Genomic DNA, 16245 nt, shown 5'->3' with positions numbered 1-16245 from the left:
CCTCCTTTCATAGTCTGCAGACAGTATAGCATACCGCGCGCCAAAATTCTTGCAGTATATTACACTCCGCCAAGCAAAGCGCGCCGCTGCTTGCAGCGGCGCGCTGTATTATTGCAGATAATTGGTGATGCCCAGTCGGTTGCCGAACGGGTCCTCAAATTCAGCGGTCCAGCCGGTCCGCATATGGAACGGTTCGGAAAGGAATGCGATGCCGTCCGCGCGCATCCGACGGTACTGTGCCTTGACATCGCTGACTTCAAACCAGGTCACGGGCTTCTGGACTGGGAAGCGGCACTTGTCCTTGAGGATAATGGCCGGCTCCTCCTGCCCGACACGGTAGGCGGACATCCCGCTGTCGGAAAAGTCGAATTTCAGATCCAACCCGAGCGCGCCGCCGTAAAACCGTTTCGCCGCGTCCAGATCATCGACGGGCAGGAAAAAGTTGTCATAGCCTTTCACTACTCCGTTTCCCCTTTCCAGCGCGTAAGAGTGGGGAAATATTCCCGCATCTGCTCTCTCGCGCGCTCGCGGTCGGTGTACAGCTCGGGTGCGCAGTTGAGGTTGTGCTTTATCTGCTCTTCCATGGTTGCGTCGTAGGTGAACGCGCCGTTCTGGTAGCAGTAGGTGCAGTAGGTGCGGCTTTGCGTGCCATCCGCTTCGGTGCCACGGTCGGCGGGCCTGGCCATCGGCATGCCGCAGGACTGGCAGATGTCCGCCAGACCGACGTAAATATCGATATCCGCCTGCCCGTCCTCGTAATTGCGGTATTCCTCAAAGTCCACGCCGTAGGCGCGCGGCAGGGGCAGGGACCAGATTTCGCCCCATGCCTGCATCGGCATCGCGCGGATATCGCCGTGAAAATGGAATTTAGCGTATTCGCCCGCCGGTATCTCGATTGGTACGCACCCCGCGAGGCAAGCTTCACTTTCGCAGGCCACGACCGCGTCGTAGCTCTCGTCGTCCCAGCCGTAATTGGTATATAGACCGTAGCAGGGCGCGCCTTCCCGTCCGGCCATCAGGCCGGCGCGCATGAACTGCTCCCACAGGCCGCTGATCTTCTGCGCGCAGGCGGGATCGGCGTTCCCTGTGCGGCATTTCAGCCCAACCAGCGTTCGGGCGGGCAGGGATACGGTTTCATATTGCAGCATAGCGTTCATCCTTTCGGTTTTGATGGCTCCATTGTAGCATCGGATACCGGACAGGGCGCGTCCGCATTTGGATAAAGCGCGGCGATTTTTTTTGCTTCCGCCGCGATGTGGCGGCGCAGTGCGGGCGGGGACAGGATTTCGGCATGCGAGCCATAGGACAGCAGATAACCGGCACCCCAGGCACCTACCGGCCATTCGGTCCGCACCAGCAGGGATCCGTCCGGCTGCGGGGAGATGCAGGCGCGTTCAAATTCATCATATACGCGGAATGCCACGGCGGGGGAAAAGCGGACGGCGATGCGGGTGGTCGGCACGGATACAGCCTGATTCCCGTCCAGCGGGGGCGGGTCTCCGTGCGGCGCGAAGCGCTCGTCCAGCAGTGCGATACGCTCCATGCGCGACAGCTTGAAGGTGCGGAAAGAGCGTCGATCCCGACACCATGCCTGTAGGTACCACGAAATTCCCTTGAACCGCAGCTTGACCGGTTCCACGGTGCGCCGCGCCGCAGCACCATTTTGCCCGTAATAGTCAAAGGCCAGCACCCGACGCTCCAGGATAGACGACTTGAGCAGCTCGAACAGCGCGCGCCGCTCGCCGGAGTCGCCCCAATCGGAGAAATCCGCGTCGATCCAGCTCACGGCCTCGCGCCGGAACAGGGCGGACAGGCGAGTGAGCAGAGCGCCATCCTGCACGGCTCCGGTGGCGCGAAGGGTTTGCAGGGCGTACAGGATTTCGTCCTGCTCGCGCGCGGACAGCAGGGATTTGGACAGCACGAAGCCGTCCATCAGGCGCACGCCGCCCCGCCGCCCGCGCGCCGCGTAAACCGGCACGCCCGCCGCGGAGAGCGCGTCAATATCGCGGCGGATGGTGCGCTCAGATACCTCCAACTGGCAGGCAAGATCAGGTATGGTCGCGCCACCGCGCTCCAAAAGGATATATAAGATCTCAAACAAGCGTCCGCTTTGCATGGCTTCACCCCTCACCAGTAGTATAGCACAAAAAGCGGACAAAGTATGGCCGGTTTTTGGAAAGAACACGTGGACAGGCTGGCAAAGAGAAAAAAGGCTTCGGAACGATGTTCCGAAGCCTTTTCTGTTCAGTTGGCAGAAGAAAGAGGAGATTTAGCAAACGCCCTGAGCGAGCATGGCGTCCGCGATCTTCTCAAAGCCGCCGATGTTCGCACCCATGACAAGGTTGTCCTTGTGGCCGTACTTTTCAGCGGACTGAATGCAGGTCTTGAAAATGTTGACCATAATATCGTGCAGACGCTGATCAACCTCCTCGAAGGTCCAGGACAGGCGCAGCGAGTTCTGGCTCATCTCCAGGCCGGAGGTGGCGACGCCGCCTGCGTTGGCCGCCTTGGCAGGACCGAAGAAGACGCCGTTTGCCAGGAACGCCTCCACAGCCTCCGGCGTGGACGGCATGTTCGCGCCCTCGGCCACGAATTTGCAGCCGTTCGCAATCAGGGCCTTGGCGTCGTCGCCGCTGATCTCATTCTGGGTTGCGCAGGGCAGCGCGACGTCGCACTTGACGCTCCACGGGCGCTGGCCCTCGGTGTAGGTGCTGCCCGGCACGCGGTCCGCGTATTCCTTGATGCGACCGCGCTTGACCTCCTTGATGTCCTTGACGACATCGAGGTTAATGCCGTTGGGGTCGTAGATGAAGCCATTGGAATCCGACACGGTAACGACCTTGGCGCCCAGCTCGGTCGCCTTCTGGCAGGCGTAGATCGCCACGTTGCCCGAGCCGGAGATGGCGACCGTCTTGCCCTCAAACGAGGTACCCTTGTAAGCGAGCATTTCCTTCATATAGTAGCACAGACCGTAGCCGGTCGCCTCGGTGCGCGCGAGCGAGCCGCCGTAGGACAGGCCCTTGCCGGTGAGTACGCCGGTGAACTCGTTGCGCAGGCGCTTGTACTGGCCGTACATAAAGCCGATCTCGCGGCCGCCGACGCCGATATCGCCCGCCGGTACGTCGGTGAACTGGCCGATGTGCTTGGACAGCTCGGTGATGAAGGACTGGCAGAAACGCATGACTTCCGCATCGGACTTGCCCTTGGGATCGAAGTCCGAGCCGCCCTTACCGCCGCCCATGGGCAGGCCGGTCAGGCTATTCTTGAAGCACTGCTCAAAGCCGAGGAACTTGATGACCGACGCGTTGACAGACGGATGGAAGCGCAGACCGCCCTTGTAGGGGCCGATTGCGGAGTTGAACTGCACGCGGAAGCCGCGGTTGACCTGAACCTTGCCCTCGTCATCCACCCACGGAACACGGAACATTACCATGCGCTCCGGCTCGACGATACGGTCGATGATGCCGTTCTTCTCCAACTCCGGACGCGCCTCTACGACCGGCTCGAAGCTTTCGAGTACTTCAAGAACCGCCTGCTGAAATTCCGGCTCGTTCGGGTTGCGCTTCTGCATGGTTTCGTATACGCGCTTGAGGTAAGTGTTGGTAAGTGCCATTTGATTTGTCCTCCTTACATTTCTGCCGCAGCCTCTTTCCAATAATCAGGGAAAAGTGCGGAATAACTTACATACATGCTGTAGTGTGTAATTATTATATAGTATTTTGCGAATGTGTGCAACAATTTAGCGTGTTAAAAATATACATTTTTTACTTGTGGAATGGGGATGGAAATTGTCAGATTTACCTGATATAATGAAGCGCGAGGGGGTGCGACTTGCAAAATGAACAGTTTTGACAAAATTTATGCGGTCGTCCGGCGCATCCCGCGCGGCACGGTCGCGACTTACGGCCAGATTGCGCTGCTGGCGGGCAATCCGCGCTGGGCGCGGGTGGTCGGCTATGCGCTGCACGCGAATCCGGATCCGGAAGGAATACCATGCTACCGCGTGGTGACCAAAGAGGGCCGTACCTCTCCAGCTTTTGCATTCGGCGGCGCGGATATACAGCGCGCAATGCTGGAGGCGGACGGGATAGAGTTTACCGCCGACGGGCGGGTGGATATGGAGCGGTTCCGCTGGGAGGGAGCTTGACGATGATCGATCTGGAAAAGCTGGCGGCGCTGGCAGTCGCCTATGATGCGGGGGACGCGCGTCGGGTGCAGCATTTTATGAAAGTATATGCGTTCTGCCGCCTGTTAGGACGAAGCGAGGGCCTGGGGGAGGAAGAACAGAATATTCTGGAGGCTGCGGCTCTCCTGCATGATATCGGCATTCACGAAGCGGAGCGCAAGCACGGCTCTTCCGGCGGGAAGTGGCAGGAGCTGGAGGGGCCGGCGGTCGCCGCGCCGCTGCTCGCGCAGGCCGGCGCTTCGGCGGCGCAGGCGGAGAAAATTGCTTGGCTGATCGCGCATCATCACAGTTTCGACGCTTCGGAGGATCTTGCCTTCCGCATCCTGCTTGAGGCGGATTTTCTGGTCAACGCATATGAAAGCGCCCTGCCGCCGGAGGCCTGTGGAACGGCGGGGGAACGGGTGTTCCGTACAGAGACTGGCCGTTCATTTTTACAGAAAATGTATCTAGAAAAGCCGTATAAGCCGTAAAAGTGCATAAATTACAGAGAAGAAAGGGCGTTCCGTTTGGCAGAGGGAACGCCCTTTTTGAACTTTTTGTGAAATCTGTTGACAACACAACGAATCGGTGTATATTGTGTTAGTAAGCTAACAGTAAGGAGGCTAACAATTGATGCAGGAGCAAACGATCTGCGGCGAGCTCGGCATGCTGAACAATCTGTTCAAGCGGCAGATGGCGTGCCAATCGGGCGAGGAATTCAGCAAGGTGACCGGTATGCAGGGGATGATTATTCATTACCTGCTGGTTGCAGACGGCGACCGCTTCCAAAAGGATGTGGAGACTCAGTTCCGCTTCCGGCGTTCGACTGCGACCGGCATTTTGCAGCTCATGGAGCAGCACGGGCTGCTGCGGCGCGAGCCGGTGCCGCAGGACGGGCGGCTCAAACGGCTGGTGCTGACTGACAAAGCGTTGGCGCTCGATGCGCGGATCAAAAAGAAGTTCCGCGACACAGAGACGCTGATGCGTGCCGGCATCAGCGAGGAGGACATGGACGCCTGGTTCCGCGTGTGCGGCAGGATCCGCGCGAATCTGGAAAACTATCAACGCAGGGCTTCGGAGGGACAAGAATGATAAAGAGGCTGTTACAAAGCGTGCGCGAGTTCAAAAAGGATGCGCTGCTCACGCCGTTTTTTGTGGTGCTCGAGGTTGTGATGGAGGTCGTTATCCCCGCAGTAATGGCGCTTCTGATTGATAAGGGCATTGATGCGCAAAATATGGGAGAGATCTGGAAATACGGAGCCATCCTCGTGGCGTGCGCGGCGCTGGCGCTGGTGTTCGGCGCGGCGGCAGGCACCTATGCGGCGCGCGCCTCCACCGGCTTCGCCCGCAACCTGCGGCACGACATGTATTATGCGGTGCAGGATTTTTCCTTTTCCAACATCGATAAGTTTTCGACCGGCTCGATCGTCACCCGCTTGACGACCGACGTGACCAATGTGCAGAACTCGTTCCAGATGTGTACGCGCATCGCGGTGCGCTGTCCGGTCATGCTGGTGTTCGCGCTGATCATGGCGTTTCAGATCAACGGCGAGCTGGCGCTGATTTTCCTGGGCGTGCTTCCTGTTTTGGCGGTGGGCATGGGCCTGCTGATGAAGTTTGTCGGGCCGATCTTCGAGCGTGTGTTCAAGATCTACGACCAGATGAACACGGTCGTGCAGGAAAACGTGCGCGGCATCCGTGTGGTCAAGGCCTATGTGCGTGAGGAATATGAAACCGAAAAGTTTCAAAACGTTTCCGGACGGCTTTACAAGGCGTTTTCCAAGGCGCAGAAGATTATGGCGGGCGTTTCGCCGCTCATGCAGTTCTGCATGTATGCCTGCATGCTGCTGATTTCCTGGTTCGGCGCGCGGCTGATCGTCGGCGGCAGCATGACGACCGGCGAGCTGACCAGCCTGTTTTCCTACGCGATGCAGATATTGATGAGCCTGATGATGGTCGCGATGGTATTCGTCATGATTACCATGTCTAAGGCGAGCGCGGAGCGCATCGTCGAAGTGCTGGAGGAGCAGCCTGACCTCCATAATCCGGCGCAGCCGGTGACCGAGGTAAAAAACGGGGATATCGATTTCGATAACGTCAATTTCAGCTACAAGGGCGATGCGCGTAAGCTTGCCCTGCGCGGCGTGGACCTCCACATCAAGGCGGGGCAGACCATCGGAGTCCTGGGCGGCACCGGCTCGGCCAAGTCTACGCTGGTACAGCTGATCCCGCGCCTGTACGATGTCACGACCGGCTCGGTTAAGGTGGGCGGCGTGGATGTGCGCGATTATGACATTGAAGCGCTGCGCGAGCAGGTCGCCATGGTGCTGCAGAAGAATGTGCTGTTCTCTGGCACGATCAAGGAGAACCTGCGCTGGGGCAACGAGCACGCGAGCGACGAGGAGCTTGAGCACGTGTGCCGCCTGGCGCAGGCGGATGAATTCATCCAGCAGATGCCGGGGAAATACGATACCTATATCGAGCAGGGTGGCACCAACGTATCTGGCGGCCAGAAGCAGCGTCTGTGCATTGCCCGCGCGCTGCTGAAAAAGCCCAAGGTACTCATTCTGGACGACTCGACCAGCGCGGTCGACACCAAGACCGACGCGCTGATCCGCAAGGCGTTCGCGGAGGAGCTCCCGGGTACGACCAAGCTGATTATCGCGCAGCGCGTCTCGTCCGTGCAGGACGCGGACCAGATCGTCATTCTGGACGGCGGCGCGATCCATGCGGTCGGCACGCATGAGGAGCTGCTCGCGGGCAACCCGATTTACCAGGAGATCTATAAGCAGCAAATGAACAAAGGGGGCGAGGAATAATGGCAAGACCCGCAATGGGCGGCCCTGGCCGCCGGGGACAGATGGCCGGCGGTAAACGCAGCAAAAATCCGAAAAAGACGCTGGGCCGGCTGCTACACTATATCAGGGATGGCTACGCGGTTCAGTTCGGCGTGGTTCTGGTGTGCATTCTGATCTCCGCAGTTGTGAACGTAGCGGGTTCGATGTTCCTGCGCGTGCTGATCGACGATTATATCGCGCCGCTGCTGCTGGAAGCCGCGCCCGTATTCACCGGCCTGATACATGCCATCCTGCTGATGGGCCTGATCTATCTGACAGGCATTGTTTCCACCTTCCTGTATAACTGGCTGATGGTGGCCATTTCGCAGGGCATTTTGAAAAAGGTGCGCGACGAGATGTTCGGGCGTATGCAGACCCTGCCCATCCGCTATTTTGACACCCATACCCACGGCGACCTGATGAGCCATTTTACCAATGATACAGACACGCTGCAGCAGATGCTCAGCCAGTCCGTCCCGCAGATGTTCTCCTCCATAATGACGATCATCGCGGTGTTTATCGCCATGCTGGCGACCAATGTGTGGCTGACGTTGTTCGTGCTGGCAGGCGTCGCCGTGATGCTGGTGGTGGTCAAGCGGATCGGCGGGCAGTCGGCAAAATACTTTTTGGAGCAGCAGACCTCGCTTGGCAAGGTTAACGGCTATATCGAGGAAATGATCAACGGGCAGAAGGTTGTCAAGGTGTTCTGCCATGAGGATAAGTGCAAGGAGCAGTTCGACGCGCTCAACGATGAGCTGCGGGAAAATGCGAAGAACGCGAACACCTTTGCCAACATCCTCATGCCGATCATGATGAACATTGGCAACCTGCTGTATGTGCTGGTGGCCGTGGTCGGCGGCACGCTGGCGCTGTCCGGTGTGGTTGGAAGCAGCATCACCATCGGCGTGATCGCCAGCTTCCTGCAGCTGACCAAATCGTTTACCCAGCCGGTTACACAGATTTCGCAGCAGTTCAACTCCATTGTCATGGCGCTGGCCGGCGCAGAGCGTATTTTCGAGCTGATGGATGAGGCGCCGGAAACGGACGACGGATATGTCACCCTGGTCAACGCCAAGTACGATAAAAACGGCGAACTGGTGGAAACGCCGGAAAAAACCAACATTTGGGCGTGGAAGCATCCGCATGAGGACGGTACGACCACCTACCAGCAGGTACGGGGCGACGTTCGGTTTTTCGACGTGGATTTCGGCTATAATCCGGAGAAGATCGTGCTGCATGATATCACGCTGTACGCCGAGCCGGGGCAGAAGGTTGCTTTTGTCGGCGCGACCGGCGCGGGTAAGACCACGATTACCAACCTGATCAACCGCTTTTACGATCTGGCGGACGGCAAGATCCGGTACGATGGAATCAACATCAACAAAATCAAAAAGGCGGACCTGCGCCGCTCGCTTGGCATCGTTCTGCAGGACACTAACCTGTTTACCGGTACGATCCGCGACAACATCCGGTACGGCAATCTGGAGGCGACCGACCAGGAGATCGAAGCCGCGGCGCAGCTTGCGGGCGCGGACGACTTCATCCGTCGTCTGCCGGACGGCTATGATACGGTGATTGACGGGGACGGAGGCAGCCTGTCACAGGGTCAGCGCCAGCTTTTGTCCATTGCGCGCGCGGCGGTGGCTGATCCGCCGGTTATGATCCTGGACGAAGCGACCAGCAGCATCGATACCCGCACCGAGTCCATCGTGCAGGCGGGTATGGACGGCCTGATGTACGGCCGCACCGTGTTTGTGATCGCACACCGCCTGTCGACTGTGCAGAACGCGGACGTGATTATGGTGCTTGAGCTAGGCCATATCATCGAGCGCGGCAACCATGCGCAGCTGATTGCCGAGCGTGGAAAGTATTACCAGCTCTATACCGGCGCGTTCGAGCTGGAATAAACGGCGGCCCTGTTCCAGGGCGGCGGAGGGAGCGTCCGCCGGAGCCGGGCACCTTGGCAGGCAGGCCGCATTCGCGGCCTGCCTTTTTCTCTGCACTCGGGCAAAAGGGGGCCGAACATGAAGAAAGGGCTGCGCCACTGAAATCGGTTGCATGATTCCTTGCACCGCGGACAAATGTTTTTCGGAAGAAAGCACAAATTTTGCAATTCTTACGAAAAGATAATAGGTAGTTTGCCCGAAATTGCTCAAAAGGCGAAAAAAAGTCTGCCAAATCGTAGAAAGAGTAGTATAATAAGAAAAAATAATCCAAGCGCCCGAATGATTTCACATCGGAAAGGGCGAGGGATTAGGTTTGTAAAGGAGAAGATAACCATGAAGAAAAGTCTGAGCATGCTTCTGGTCGGCTCGATGCTGGTAACAGCGCTGGCGGGCTGCGGCGGCAATACCGATACGCAGGGCGCGGGCGACGGGCAGGATAACACGGATGCTGCAGCAACCGCGTTTTTGATCGGCGGCACCGCGCCGCTGACCGGAGAAGCGGCGATTTACGGCAACGCGGTCAAGAACGGCGCCGAGCTTGCGGCGGAGGAGATCAACGCGGAAGGCGGGGATATTCAGATCAAGGTCATTTTCGAGGATGATGAACACAACACGGAAAAGGCTGTCAGTGCGTACAACGCGCTCAAGGACGAGGGCATCCAGCTTTCCCTCGGCGCGGTAACCTCCAAGCCGGGCGAAGCGATCGCGCCGCTGCACGAGGAGGATCACATTTTCGCGCTGACCCCGTCGGCTTCCTCTCCGGCCAATATAGAGGGCAACGACGTTGTGTTCCAGATGTGTTTCTCCGACCCGAATCAGGGCATGGCTTCCGCGGAGTATATCGCGGATCAGCAGCTCGGCACCAAGATTGGCGTTATTTATAAGAGCGACGACGTGTATTCCACCGGTATTCTGGAGCAGTTCAAGGCTGAAGCAGAGTCAAAGGGCCTTGAGATAGTGACCGAACAGGCGTTTACGACGGAGACGCAGAACGACTTTTCGGTGCAGTTGAACGCGTGCAAGAGCGCCGGCGCTGACCTGCTGTTCCTGCCGATTTATTACACCCCGGCGTCCCTGATCCTGACCCAGGCGAACGCGATGGGCTATACGCCCAAGTTCTTTGGCGTGGACGGTATGGATGGCATCCTGACTGTCGAGAATTTCGATACCACGCTGGCAGAGGGCGTTATGCTGCTGACCCCGTTCAATGCGGATGCGACCGATGAAAAGACCGTAAACTTCGTGACCAAGTATAAGGAAAAGTACGGCGAGACCCCGAACCAGTTCGCGGCTGACGCATATGACTGCATCTACGCTTACAAGCAGGCGCTTGAGGAAGCGGAATGCACGCCGGATATGTCTGCTTCCGACCTTTGCGACAAGATGATCGAGACGTTCCCGACCATCACGTTCGAGGGCCTGACCGGCGACGGCGCGGGTATCACCTGGGATTCCAACGGTGCGGTATCCAAGAGCCCGAAGGGCATGATTATTGAAAACGGCGCGTATGTAGGCATGTAAAAGCCTTCGGCGCGTTCGGGTAACGGACCGCTGAAAACAGTTGAACGAAAGAACGAAGGAGGGCGCTGCAGCAGAACGCTACGGCCCTCCTTTGCGTCTATTCCACGGTATTCACCGCGTTATGGGGTGGGGCGACGGCTCGACGCCGCTTGCCGAGCCCTTGCCCCAACCCACAAGCAAAAAGAGAAATAAAAGAGATTTGAGGTGTTCCGAATGATGGGTTTCCTGAATCATCTGATCAACGGCGTGAGTCTGGGCAGCATCTATGCGATCATCGCGCTGGGCTATACCATGGTCTACGGTATTGCGAAGATGCTAAACTTTGCCCACGGCGATGTGATCATGGTGGGCGGATATATGTGCTTCTGCGCCACGACCTATCTGGGCTGGCCCGCTCCGGCGGGCGTACTGCTCGCGGTCGTTGTCTGCACAGCGCTTGGCGTTGTGATCGAACGGCTGGCCTATAAGCCGTTGCGCATGGCGCCGTCACTGGCGGTGCTGATTACGGCGATCGGCGTTTCCTATTTCCTGCAGAACGCGGCGCTGCTGATCTGGGGCTCGGGGCAGAAAAGCTTTACCTCGGTCGTAAAGGGCAGCCCGTTCCAGTTGTTTGACGGACAGCTTACGGTCACGCCGGTCACGCTGGTCACGGTGCTTGCTTGCATTGTTATCATGATCGTGCTGACCCTGTTTACCAACAAGAGCAAAATGGGTACGGCGATGCGTGCAGTTTCCGAGGACAAGGGCGCGGCGCAGCTGATGGGCATTAATGTGAACACGACGATCTCGCTGACGTTCGCCATCGGTTCCGGCCTGGCCGCGATCGCGGGTGTACTGCTGTGTTCGGCCTATCCGACGCTGATGCCGACGACCGGCTCGATGCCCGGCATTAAAGCGTTCACCGCGGCAGTGTTCGGCGGCATCGGCTCGATCCCGGGCGCGTTTGTCGGCGGCATCCTGCTGGGCGTGATCGAGATTTTCGCGGGCGCATATATTTCAACCCAGCTTTCCAACGCGATCGTATTCGCGGTGCTGATCCTCGTGCTGCTGGTCAAGCCGGACGGGCTGCTCGGCAAACGCGTGAGCGAAAAGGTTTAAGGGGGCGGCGCTGCGATGAAAAAGTTCAAGAAATATGCGGCCTCTAAGGCCGGACGCGATACGCTGCTGTCCTTCGGCATTGTGATCGCCGGCTACATCTACCTGCAGGTGATGGTGGCGACGGGCAATATCTCCAGCTTGCTGGAAAGCCTGCTTGTGCCGATCTGCGCGTATGTCATCATGGCGGTTTCGCTCAACCTGACTGTGGGTATCCTGGGCGAGTTGTCGCTCGGCCACGCGGGCTTTATGTCGGTCGGCGCGTTCGCGGGCGTCGTGACGACGACCTGCCTGGCGGAAGCGATCCCGTCCGCGCCGCTCCGGCTGGCGGTCGCGATCCTTGTGGGCGGTATCTGCGCTGCGGTCGCGGGCGTGATCGTGGGCGTGCCGGTGCTGCGTCTCAAGGGAGACTATCTGGCGATCGTCACACTCGCATTTGGCGAGATTATAAAAAATATCATCAATGTGCTGTATATCGGCCTGGACAGCACGGGACTGCACTTCAGCCTGCTCGAGCAGCGGTTTGAGCTGGCGGAAGGTGGGGAAATGATCATCAACGGGCCGATGGGCGTGTCCGGCGTATCCCGACTGTCGACCCTCACCACCGGCTTTGTGCTTGTGCTGATCACGCTGTTCCTGATTTTGAACCTGATTAACAGCCGCGCGGGCCGCGCGATCATGTCCGTGCGCGATAACAAGATTGCCGCGGATTCGATCGGCATTTCGACCACGCGGTATAAGCTGATGGCGTTCGTCATTTCGGCAGCATTCGCTGGTATGGCCGGCACGCTGTACGGCATGAACTACACTACCATTACCGCGGCTAAATTTGATTTCAACACCTCGATTCTGATTCTTGTTTTCGTCGTGCTCGGCGGGCTGGGCAATATCTGGGGCTCGATCATCGCCGCGTCGCTGCTGACGATCCTGCCCGAGGTGCTGCGTGAGGTCGGCGAATACCGCATGCTGATCTATGCGATCCTGTTGATTGTGATGATGCTGTTCAACAACTCGCCGCTTAAGGCGCGGCTGCTGGAAAAGCGCGGCATGAAGCAGATGAGCAAGCTGGAAAAGAACGGGAAGGAGGGCGCGTGATATGGCAATGCTTGAAGTGACTTCGCTGGGGATTTCGTTCGGCGGCCTGCGCGCTGTTGACGAGCTTTCCATGAAAATAGAGGAGGGCGGGCTGGTAGGCCTGATCGGTCCGAACGGCGCGGGCAAAACCACTGTGTTCAACATGCTGACCGGCGTGTACCGCCCGACGGATGGCGGCATCCGGCTGGACGGGCAGAACCTGATCGGGAAAAAGCCGCACGATATCTGCAAAATGGGCGTGGCGCGCACGTTCCAGAACATCCGCCTGTTTTCCAAGCTGACCGTGCTGGACAACGTAAAGACCGGCCTGCATAACGAGATCACCTATTCGTTAGCGGAAAGCCTGTTCCATGTCGGCTCCTACCGCAAAAAGGAACGCGCCATGAATGAACGCGCGATGGAGCTGCTGGGCGTGTTCGGGCTGGAAAGCGTGGCGGATTACCAGGCGGCGAACCTGCCGTACGGCAAACAGCGCAAGCTGGAGATCGCCCGCGCGCTGGCGACCAATCCCAAGCTGCTGCTGCTTGATGAGCCGGCGGCGGGCATGAACCCGAACGAGACCGCCGAGCTGATGGAGACGATCGAGGTCGTCCGTAAGCGCTTCGGCGTGACCGTGCTGCTGATCGAGCACGACATGAAGCTGGTTTCCGGCATCTGTGAATACCTGTATGTGCTCAACTTCGGCCGTTTGCTGGCCGAGGGGACGCCGGGCGAGGTGCTGAAAAATCCGGAGGTCGTCACGGCCTACCTTGGCGAATAAGGAGGGAAACGAAGTATGGCAATGCTGGAAGTAAAGGATATCAATGTGTACTACGGCCTGATCCACGCGCTGCGCGACGTTTCCTTTACGGTAAACGAGGGTGAGGTCGTCGCGCTGATCGGCGCGAACGGCGCGGGTAAAACTACGACGCTGCATACCGTCACCGGACTGTTGCCCGCCAAAAGCGGCACGGTGACGTTTGAGGGCAAAAACATCACCAGAAAGCCCGGGCATGAGATCGTCCGGCTGGGGATGAGCCATGTGCCGGAGGGCCGGCGGGTATTTGCGGGTCTGACCGTGCGTGAAAACCTGCGAATGGGCGCCTATACCCGACCGAAAGGCGAGGTTGAGGCATCTCTGGCGGAGGTGTACAAGCGCTTCCCGCGCTTGGAGGAGCGCAAAAACCAGGCGGCAGGCACGCTGTCCGGCGGCGAGCAGCAAATGCTTGCCATGGGCCGCGCGCTGATGGCAAAGCCGCGCATCCTGCTGCTCGACGAGCCATCCATGGGTCTGTCGCCGTTGTTTGTGGGCGAGGTGTTCAAAATCATTCAGGAGGTGTCTGCCGCGGGGACGACCGTCCTGCTTGTTGAGCAGAACGCGAAAAAAGCGCTCTCGATCGCGGACCGCGCCTATGTGCTGGAAACCGGAAGGATCGTAAAATCCGGCAAGGCGTCTGATCTGCTGAACGATGATTCCATCAAGAAAGCCTATTTGGGAGAGTAAGGGGGAAGCGCGAATGAAGCCGTATATTATCACGATCGCCCGCCAGTATGGGTCGGGCGGCAAAACGGTCGGCAAAATGCTGGCGAACAAGCTGGATATCCCGTACTATAATCGGGAGATTATCACGATGGCCTCCGAGGACAGCGGTATCAATGCCATGCTGTTTTCAGACGAACGACTCAAGCCCGACTTTTTGACCCGCCTGCGCAGCCGCTATAAAGGAGATACAAGCGTAATCAATGACTCCTCCAAGGCCTATCTGCGTGACAACGCGCTGTTCGACTATCAGGCGAAAATCATCTGCAAGCTGGCCGATCAGGGGCCGTGCGTGCTGATCGGGCGCTGCGCGGACTATATCCTCAAGGGGCGGCCGGACGTGGTTCGGGTGTTCGTCCACGCGGACGCGGCGTTCTGCCTGCAGGAGGCTATGAAAATAGATTCGATGCCGGAGGATGCGGTGGCCAGAAAAATCGCAGAGATCGACGAATACCGCGCCAAGTATTACAAGCACCACACGGGAAGCGACTGGTATGACGCGCGCAATTACGATCTGTCGCTCAACAGCGGTGTGCTGGGCTTCGACGGCGTGGTGGAAGAAATTGTGCAGTATATGCAGGTGCGTTCCCAATTCCAGAAATAAGGCTGCAGGTTGTGGCGGAATGACGCGGATTGCAAGCCACCCTGGGCGGTTCAGTATATCCGTTTTCGTGCAGCGTCGTGCGGCCGAATGCTATGAGATTCTAAAAAAGCCTTGTGCATCCGTGAAAAGATGCATAAGGCTTTTCTGTTGGGGGTACTGCTGTTGCGCATGACAATTGCAAAAAAAGAGAAAAAAGGCTTGACGAAAGCAAGGATATAGGATATAATATATCTCGTCCTCTGTGAGAGCAGCAGACTATGGAGAGTTGGCTGAGTGGTCGAAGGCGCACGATTGGAAATCGTGTAGGCGTGATGAGCGTCTCCAGGGTTCAAATCCCTGACTCTCCGCCAGATTACCGAACTTTATCGAAAGATAAAGTTCGGTTTTTGCTGTTTTGTGCAAAAACATGGAACATTTTTGCGTGGGACAATTTTCCTGACGACAATCACGCATTTTTGGCGATCACAGTCGTTTGGAACAGCTTTTTCCATGCGTTCTGCACTGTCGCGGCGCATGGCTTGTATCAGATACCCGTAGGTGTTCAGGGTAAATGCAGCGGAATGATCCCCGAGGTTCTCCTTGACGGTTAGCACGTCGTCGCCGTTTTGCAGGGAAAGCGTCGCAAACGTATGACGAAGCGTGTGAAAATAACAGTCATCCAAGACAATGCTGGACAGAATCTTTTTCAGATGCTTGTAGACCGTCCGGCGGTTCAGTGATTTACTCAATTCGTTTGTAAACACAAGGCTATGGTAGTTGGGATTATTGACGAAAACGGAGTATAACTGGAAGTGGGAAGAACGGCTGAAAAAAGAGAGGTGCGGGGCATACAGCTGGGGGAGTCGCTGAAGCAAGCGGTAGAACGTCGCAGCGCGGATGGAAAGCTGTATCCTGCCGCTGCGACGGAGTGATCGTTGGATTCGGTTCTGTCCTGCATGAGCCGCACATAATGCTGCTTTGACAACGCACGCATGGAAAGCTTTTTCACGACTTTGAAGAAAGGCAGCTTCCCTGTTCCAGAAGTAGTCGCTGTGGACACTTCGCGCGTACAATTGCTTTGACCGATTGATTGGCACGATAAAAATAGTAGTGGAATGTGCTGACATATTCCGCTACTATTTTGGCATCTCTGCCTGTCCGTGTACCTGTTTTGACGGCTGCTCTCGAATGAAAGTAGGATCGCCTCACAAGAAAGCTCCTGTACACGGCGGCAGCGAGCGTTATTTCAGCCCTGTCCACTTTTCGCCGCCATCGTCTTTCTGTGAGTGTGAGGGGGGGCGGAATCCATGATGCCATAGTAGGTCCAATAGGCTGTGTCATCTACATCTGAGAACTGCCGCATTTCGTCCAAATGCGCGTCGATATGGCCTTGTCCGCGCTGCGGCCCAGCGTATTGTTGATGATGCTCGTGGCCTCGGCGCGGGCAACGGCGTTATGCGGCTGGAGGGTCCCATCGGGATAGC

16 protein-coding genes, 1 tRNA gene and 1 pseudogene are annotated in these 16245 nt (G+C 57.7%); 12 read left to right on the top strand and 6 right to left on the bottom strand.

All coding sequences use genetic code 11. The annotated features are described in order from the left end of the window. Nucleotides 1–108: 108 nt before the first annotated feature. The 4 genes from RX717_RS12150 to gdhA form a co-directional block, all read right to left on the bottom strand. Nucleotides 109–459 (bottom strand): VOC family protein, encoded by a 351-nt coding sequence (locus RX717_RS12150; protein WP_054326421.1) that lies wholly within the window; start codon nt 457–459, stop codon nt 109–111. Then, nucleotides 459–1148: a zinc ribbon domain-containing protein gene (locus RX717_RS12145; protein ID WP_242977931.1), complete on the bottom strand. Its 690-nt coding sequence runs from the start codon at nt 1146–1148 to the stop codon at nt 459–461. Before RX717_RS12145 ends, RX717_RS12150 begins: the two co-directional genes overlap by 1 nt. A 5-nt stretch (nt 1149–1153) precedes the next feature. After that, nucleotides 1154–2116 (bottom strand): helix-turn-helix transcriptional regulator, encoded by a 963-nt coding sequence (locus RX717_RS12140; RefSeq protein WP_054326423.1) that lies wholly within the window; start codon nt 2114–2116, stop codon nt 1154–1156. Nucleotides 2117–2269: 153 nt separating this feature from the next. Then, nucleotides 2270–3613 carry an NADP-specific glutamate dehydrogenase gene (gdhA, locus tag RX717_RS12135; RefSeq protein ID WP_107631713.1) on the bottom strand — a complete coding sequence of 448 codons (1344 nt, stop codon included), beginning with the start codon at nt 3611–3613 and terminating at the stop codon, nt 2270–2272. A gap of 225 nt (nt 3614–3838) precedes the next feature. Here gdhA and RX717_RS12130 point away from each other — a divergent pair, with 225 nt between their 5' ends. From RX717_RS12130 to RX717_RS12075, 12 genes are all read left to right on the top strand, one after another. After that, nucleotides 3839–4147, top strand: a complete 309-nt coding sequence (locus tag RX717_RS12130; protein WP_054326425.1) for an MGMT family protein — start codon at nt 3839–3841, stop codon at nt 4145–4147. A 2-nt stretch (nt 4148–4149) separates the two neighbouring features. Further along, complete coding sequence (locus tag RX717_RS12125) at nt 4150–4656, top strand: HD domain-containing protein (protein WP_054326426.1); 507 nt, start codon at nt 4150–4152, stop codon at nt 4654–4656. 142 nt (nt 4657–4798) lie between these two features. Continuing rightward, nucleotides 4799–5257 (top strand): MarR family winged helix-turn-helix transcriptional regulator, encoded by a 459-nt coding sequence (locus RX717_RS12120; protein WP_054326427.1) that lies wholly within the window; start codon nt 4799–4801, stop codon nt 5255–5257. Beyond that, a complete protein-coding gene (locus RX717_RS12115; protein WP_316960307.1) occupies nt 5254–6984 on the top strand; it encodes an ABC transporter ATP-binding protein in 1731 nt (576 codons plus the stop codon). The genes RX717_RS12120 and RX717_RS12115 overlap by 4 nt, the downstream gene beginning before the upstream one ends. Beyond that, nucleotides 6984–8909 carry an ABC transporter ATP-binding protein gene (locus tag RX717_RS12110; protein WP_082396845.1) on the top strand — a complete coding sequence of 642 codons (1926 nt, stop codon included), beginning with the start codon at nt 6984–6986 and terminating at the stop codon, nt 8907–8909. The genes RX717_RS12115 and RX717_RS12110 overlap by 1 nt, the downstream gene beginning before the upstream one ends. 372 nt (nt 8910–9281) lie before the next feature. Next, nucleotides 9282–10469 (top strand): ABC transporter substrate-binding protein, encoded by a 1188-nt coding sequence (locus tag RX717_RS12105; protein WP_054326429.1) that lies wholly within the window; start codon nt 9282–9284, stop codon nt 10467–10469. Between the two features lie 216 nt (nt 10470–10685). Continuing rightward, nucleotides 10686–11567 carry a branched-chain amino acid ABC transporter permease gene (locus RX717_RS12100; protein WP_054326506.1) on the top strand — a complete coding sequence of 294 codons (882 nt, stop codon included), beginning with the start codon at nt 10686–10688 and terminating at the stop codon, nt 11565–11567. A 15-nt stretch (nt 11568–11582) separates the two neighbouring features. Further along, nucleotides 11583–12659, top strand: a complete 1077-nt coding sequence (locus RX717_RS12095) for a branched-chain amino acid ABC transporter permease (RefSeq protein WP_054326430.1) — start codon at nt 11583–11585, stop codon at nt 12657–12659. 1 nt (nt 12660) lies between these two features. Beyond that, nucleotides 12661–13419 carry an ABC transporter ATP-binding protein gene (locus tag RX717_RS12090; RefSeq protein WP_107631714.1) on the top strand — a complete coding sequence of 253 codons (759 nt, stop codon included), beginning with the start codon at nt 12661–12663 and terminating at the stop codon, nt 13417–13419. Between the two features lie 15 nt (nt 13420–13434). Next, complete coding sequence (locus RX717_RS12085) at nt 13435–14142, top strand: ABC transporter ATP-binding protein (RefSeq protein WP_054326431.1); 708 nt, start codon at nt 13435–13437, stop codon at nt 14140–14142. A gap of 13 nt (nt 14143–14155) precedes the next feature. Further along, a complete protein-coding gene (locus RX717_RS12080) occupies nt 14156–14782 on the top strand; it encodes a cytidylate kinase-like family protein (RefSeq protein ID WP_054326432.1) in 627 nt (208 codons plus the stop codon). 259 nt (nt 14783–15041) lie between these two features. Then, nucleotides 15042–15132, top strand: a tRNA-Ser gene (locus RX717_RS12075). Between the two features lie 12 nt (nt 15133–15144). Here the strand turns inward: RX717_RS12075 and RX717_RS12070 are convergent. Both RX717_RS12070 and RX717_RS16045 read right to left on the bottom strand, forming a co-directional pair. Then, entirely contained in the window at nt 15145–15888 is a 744-nt protein-coding gene (locus RX717_RS12070; RefSeq protein ID WP_107631749.1) for a tyrosine-type recombinase/integrase, read from the bottom strand. A gap of 214 nt (nt 15889–16102) precedes the next feature. Further along, nucleotides 16103–16225, bottom strand: a pseudogene (locus RX717_RS16045) (hypothetical protein); the annotation flags it as partial. Nucleotides 16226–16245: the final 20 nt, after the last annotated feature.

Origin of the sequence: Intestinibacillus sp. NTUH-41-i26, assembly GCF_032769475.1 — a bacterium.
Taxonomy (GTDB): Bacteria; Bacillota; Clostridia; order Oscillospirales; family Butyricicoccaceae; genus Agathobaculum; species Agathobaculum ammoniilyticum.
The sequence above is the reverse complement of the archived record's forward strand: the minus strand, read 5'-3'. Positions and strand labels throughout refer to the sequence as shown.

What these genes read in the sequence shown, in the direction of transcription:
- RX717_RS12115 (WP_316960307.1), top strand. Translation starts at nt 5,254, where the DNA reads ATGATAAAGAGGCTGTTACAAAGCGTGCGCGAGTTCAAAAAGGATGCG.
- RX717_RS12080 (WP_054326432.1), top strand. Translation starts at nt 14,156, where the DNA reads ATGAAGCCGTATATTATCACGATCGCCCGCCAGTATGGGTCGGGCGGC.
- RX717_RS12100 (WP_054326506.1), top strand. Translation starts at nt 10,686, where the DNA reads ATGGGTTTCCTGAATCATCTGATCAACGGCGTGAGTCTGGGCAGCATC.
- RX717_RS12105 (WP_054326429.1), top strand. Translation starts at nt 9,282, where the DNA reads ATGAAGAAAAGTCTGAGCATGCTTCTGGTCGGCTCGATGCTGGTAACA.
- RX717_RS12110 (WP_082396845.1), top strand. Translation starts at nt 6,984, where the DNA reads ATGGCAAGACCCGCAATGGGCGGCCCTGGCCGCCGGGGACAGATGGCC.
- RX717_RS12145 (WP_242977931.1), bottom strand. Translation starts at nt 1,148, where the DNA reads ATGCTGCAATATGAAACCGTATCCCTGCCCGCCCGAACGCTGGTTGGG.
- gdhA (WP_107631713.1), bottom strand. Translation starts at nt 3,613, where the DNA reads ATGGCACTTACCAACACTTACCTCAAGCGCGTATACGAAACCATGCAG.
- RX717_RS12095 (WP_054326430.1), top strand. Translation starts at nt 11,583, where the DNA reads ATGAAAAAGTTCAAGAAATATGCGGCCTCTAAGGCCGGACGCGATACG.
- RX717_RS12120 (WP_054326427.1), top strand. Translation starts at nt 4,799, where the DNA reads ATGCAGGAGCAAACGATCTGCGGCGAGCTCGGCATGCTGAACAATCTG.
- RX717_RS12125 (WP_054326426.1), top strand. Translation starts at nt 4,150, where the DNA reads ATGATCGATCTGGAAAAGCTGGCGGCGCTGGCAGTCGCCTATGATGCG.
- RX717_RS12090 (WP_107631714.1), top strand. Translation starts at nt 12,661, where the DNA reads ATGGCAATGCTTGAAGTGACTTCGCTGGGGATTTCGTTCGGCGGCCTG.
- RX717_RS12070 (WP_107631749.1), bottom strand. Translation starts at nt 15,888, where the DNA reads ATGTCAGCACATTCCACTACTATTTTTATCGTGCCAATCAATCGGTCA.
- RX717_RS12085 (WP_054326431.1), top strand. Translation starts at nt 13,435, where the DNA reads ATGGCAATGCTGGAAGTAAAGGATATCAATGTGTACTACGGCCTGATC.
- RX717_RS12140 (WP_054326423.1), bottom strand. Translation starts at nt 2,116, where the DNA reads ATGCAAAGCGGACGCTTGTTTGAGATCTTATATATCCTTTTGGAGCGC.
- RX717_RS12130 (WP_054326425.1), top strand. Translation starts at nt 3,839, where the DNA reads ATGAACAGTTTTGACAAAATTTATGCGGTCGTCCGGCGCATCCCGCGC.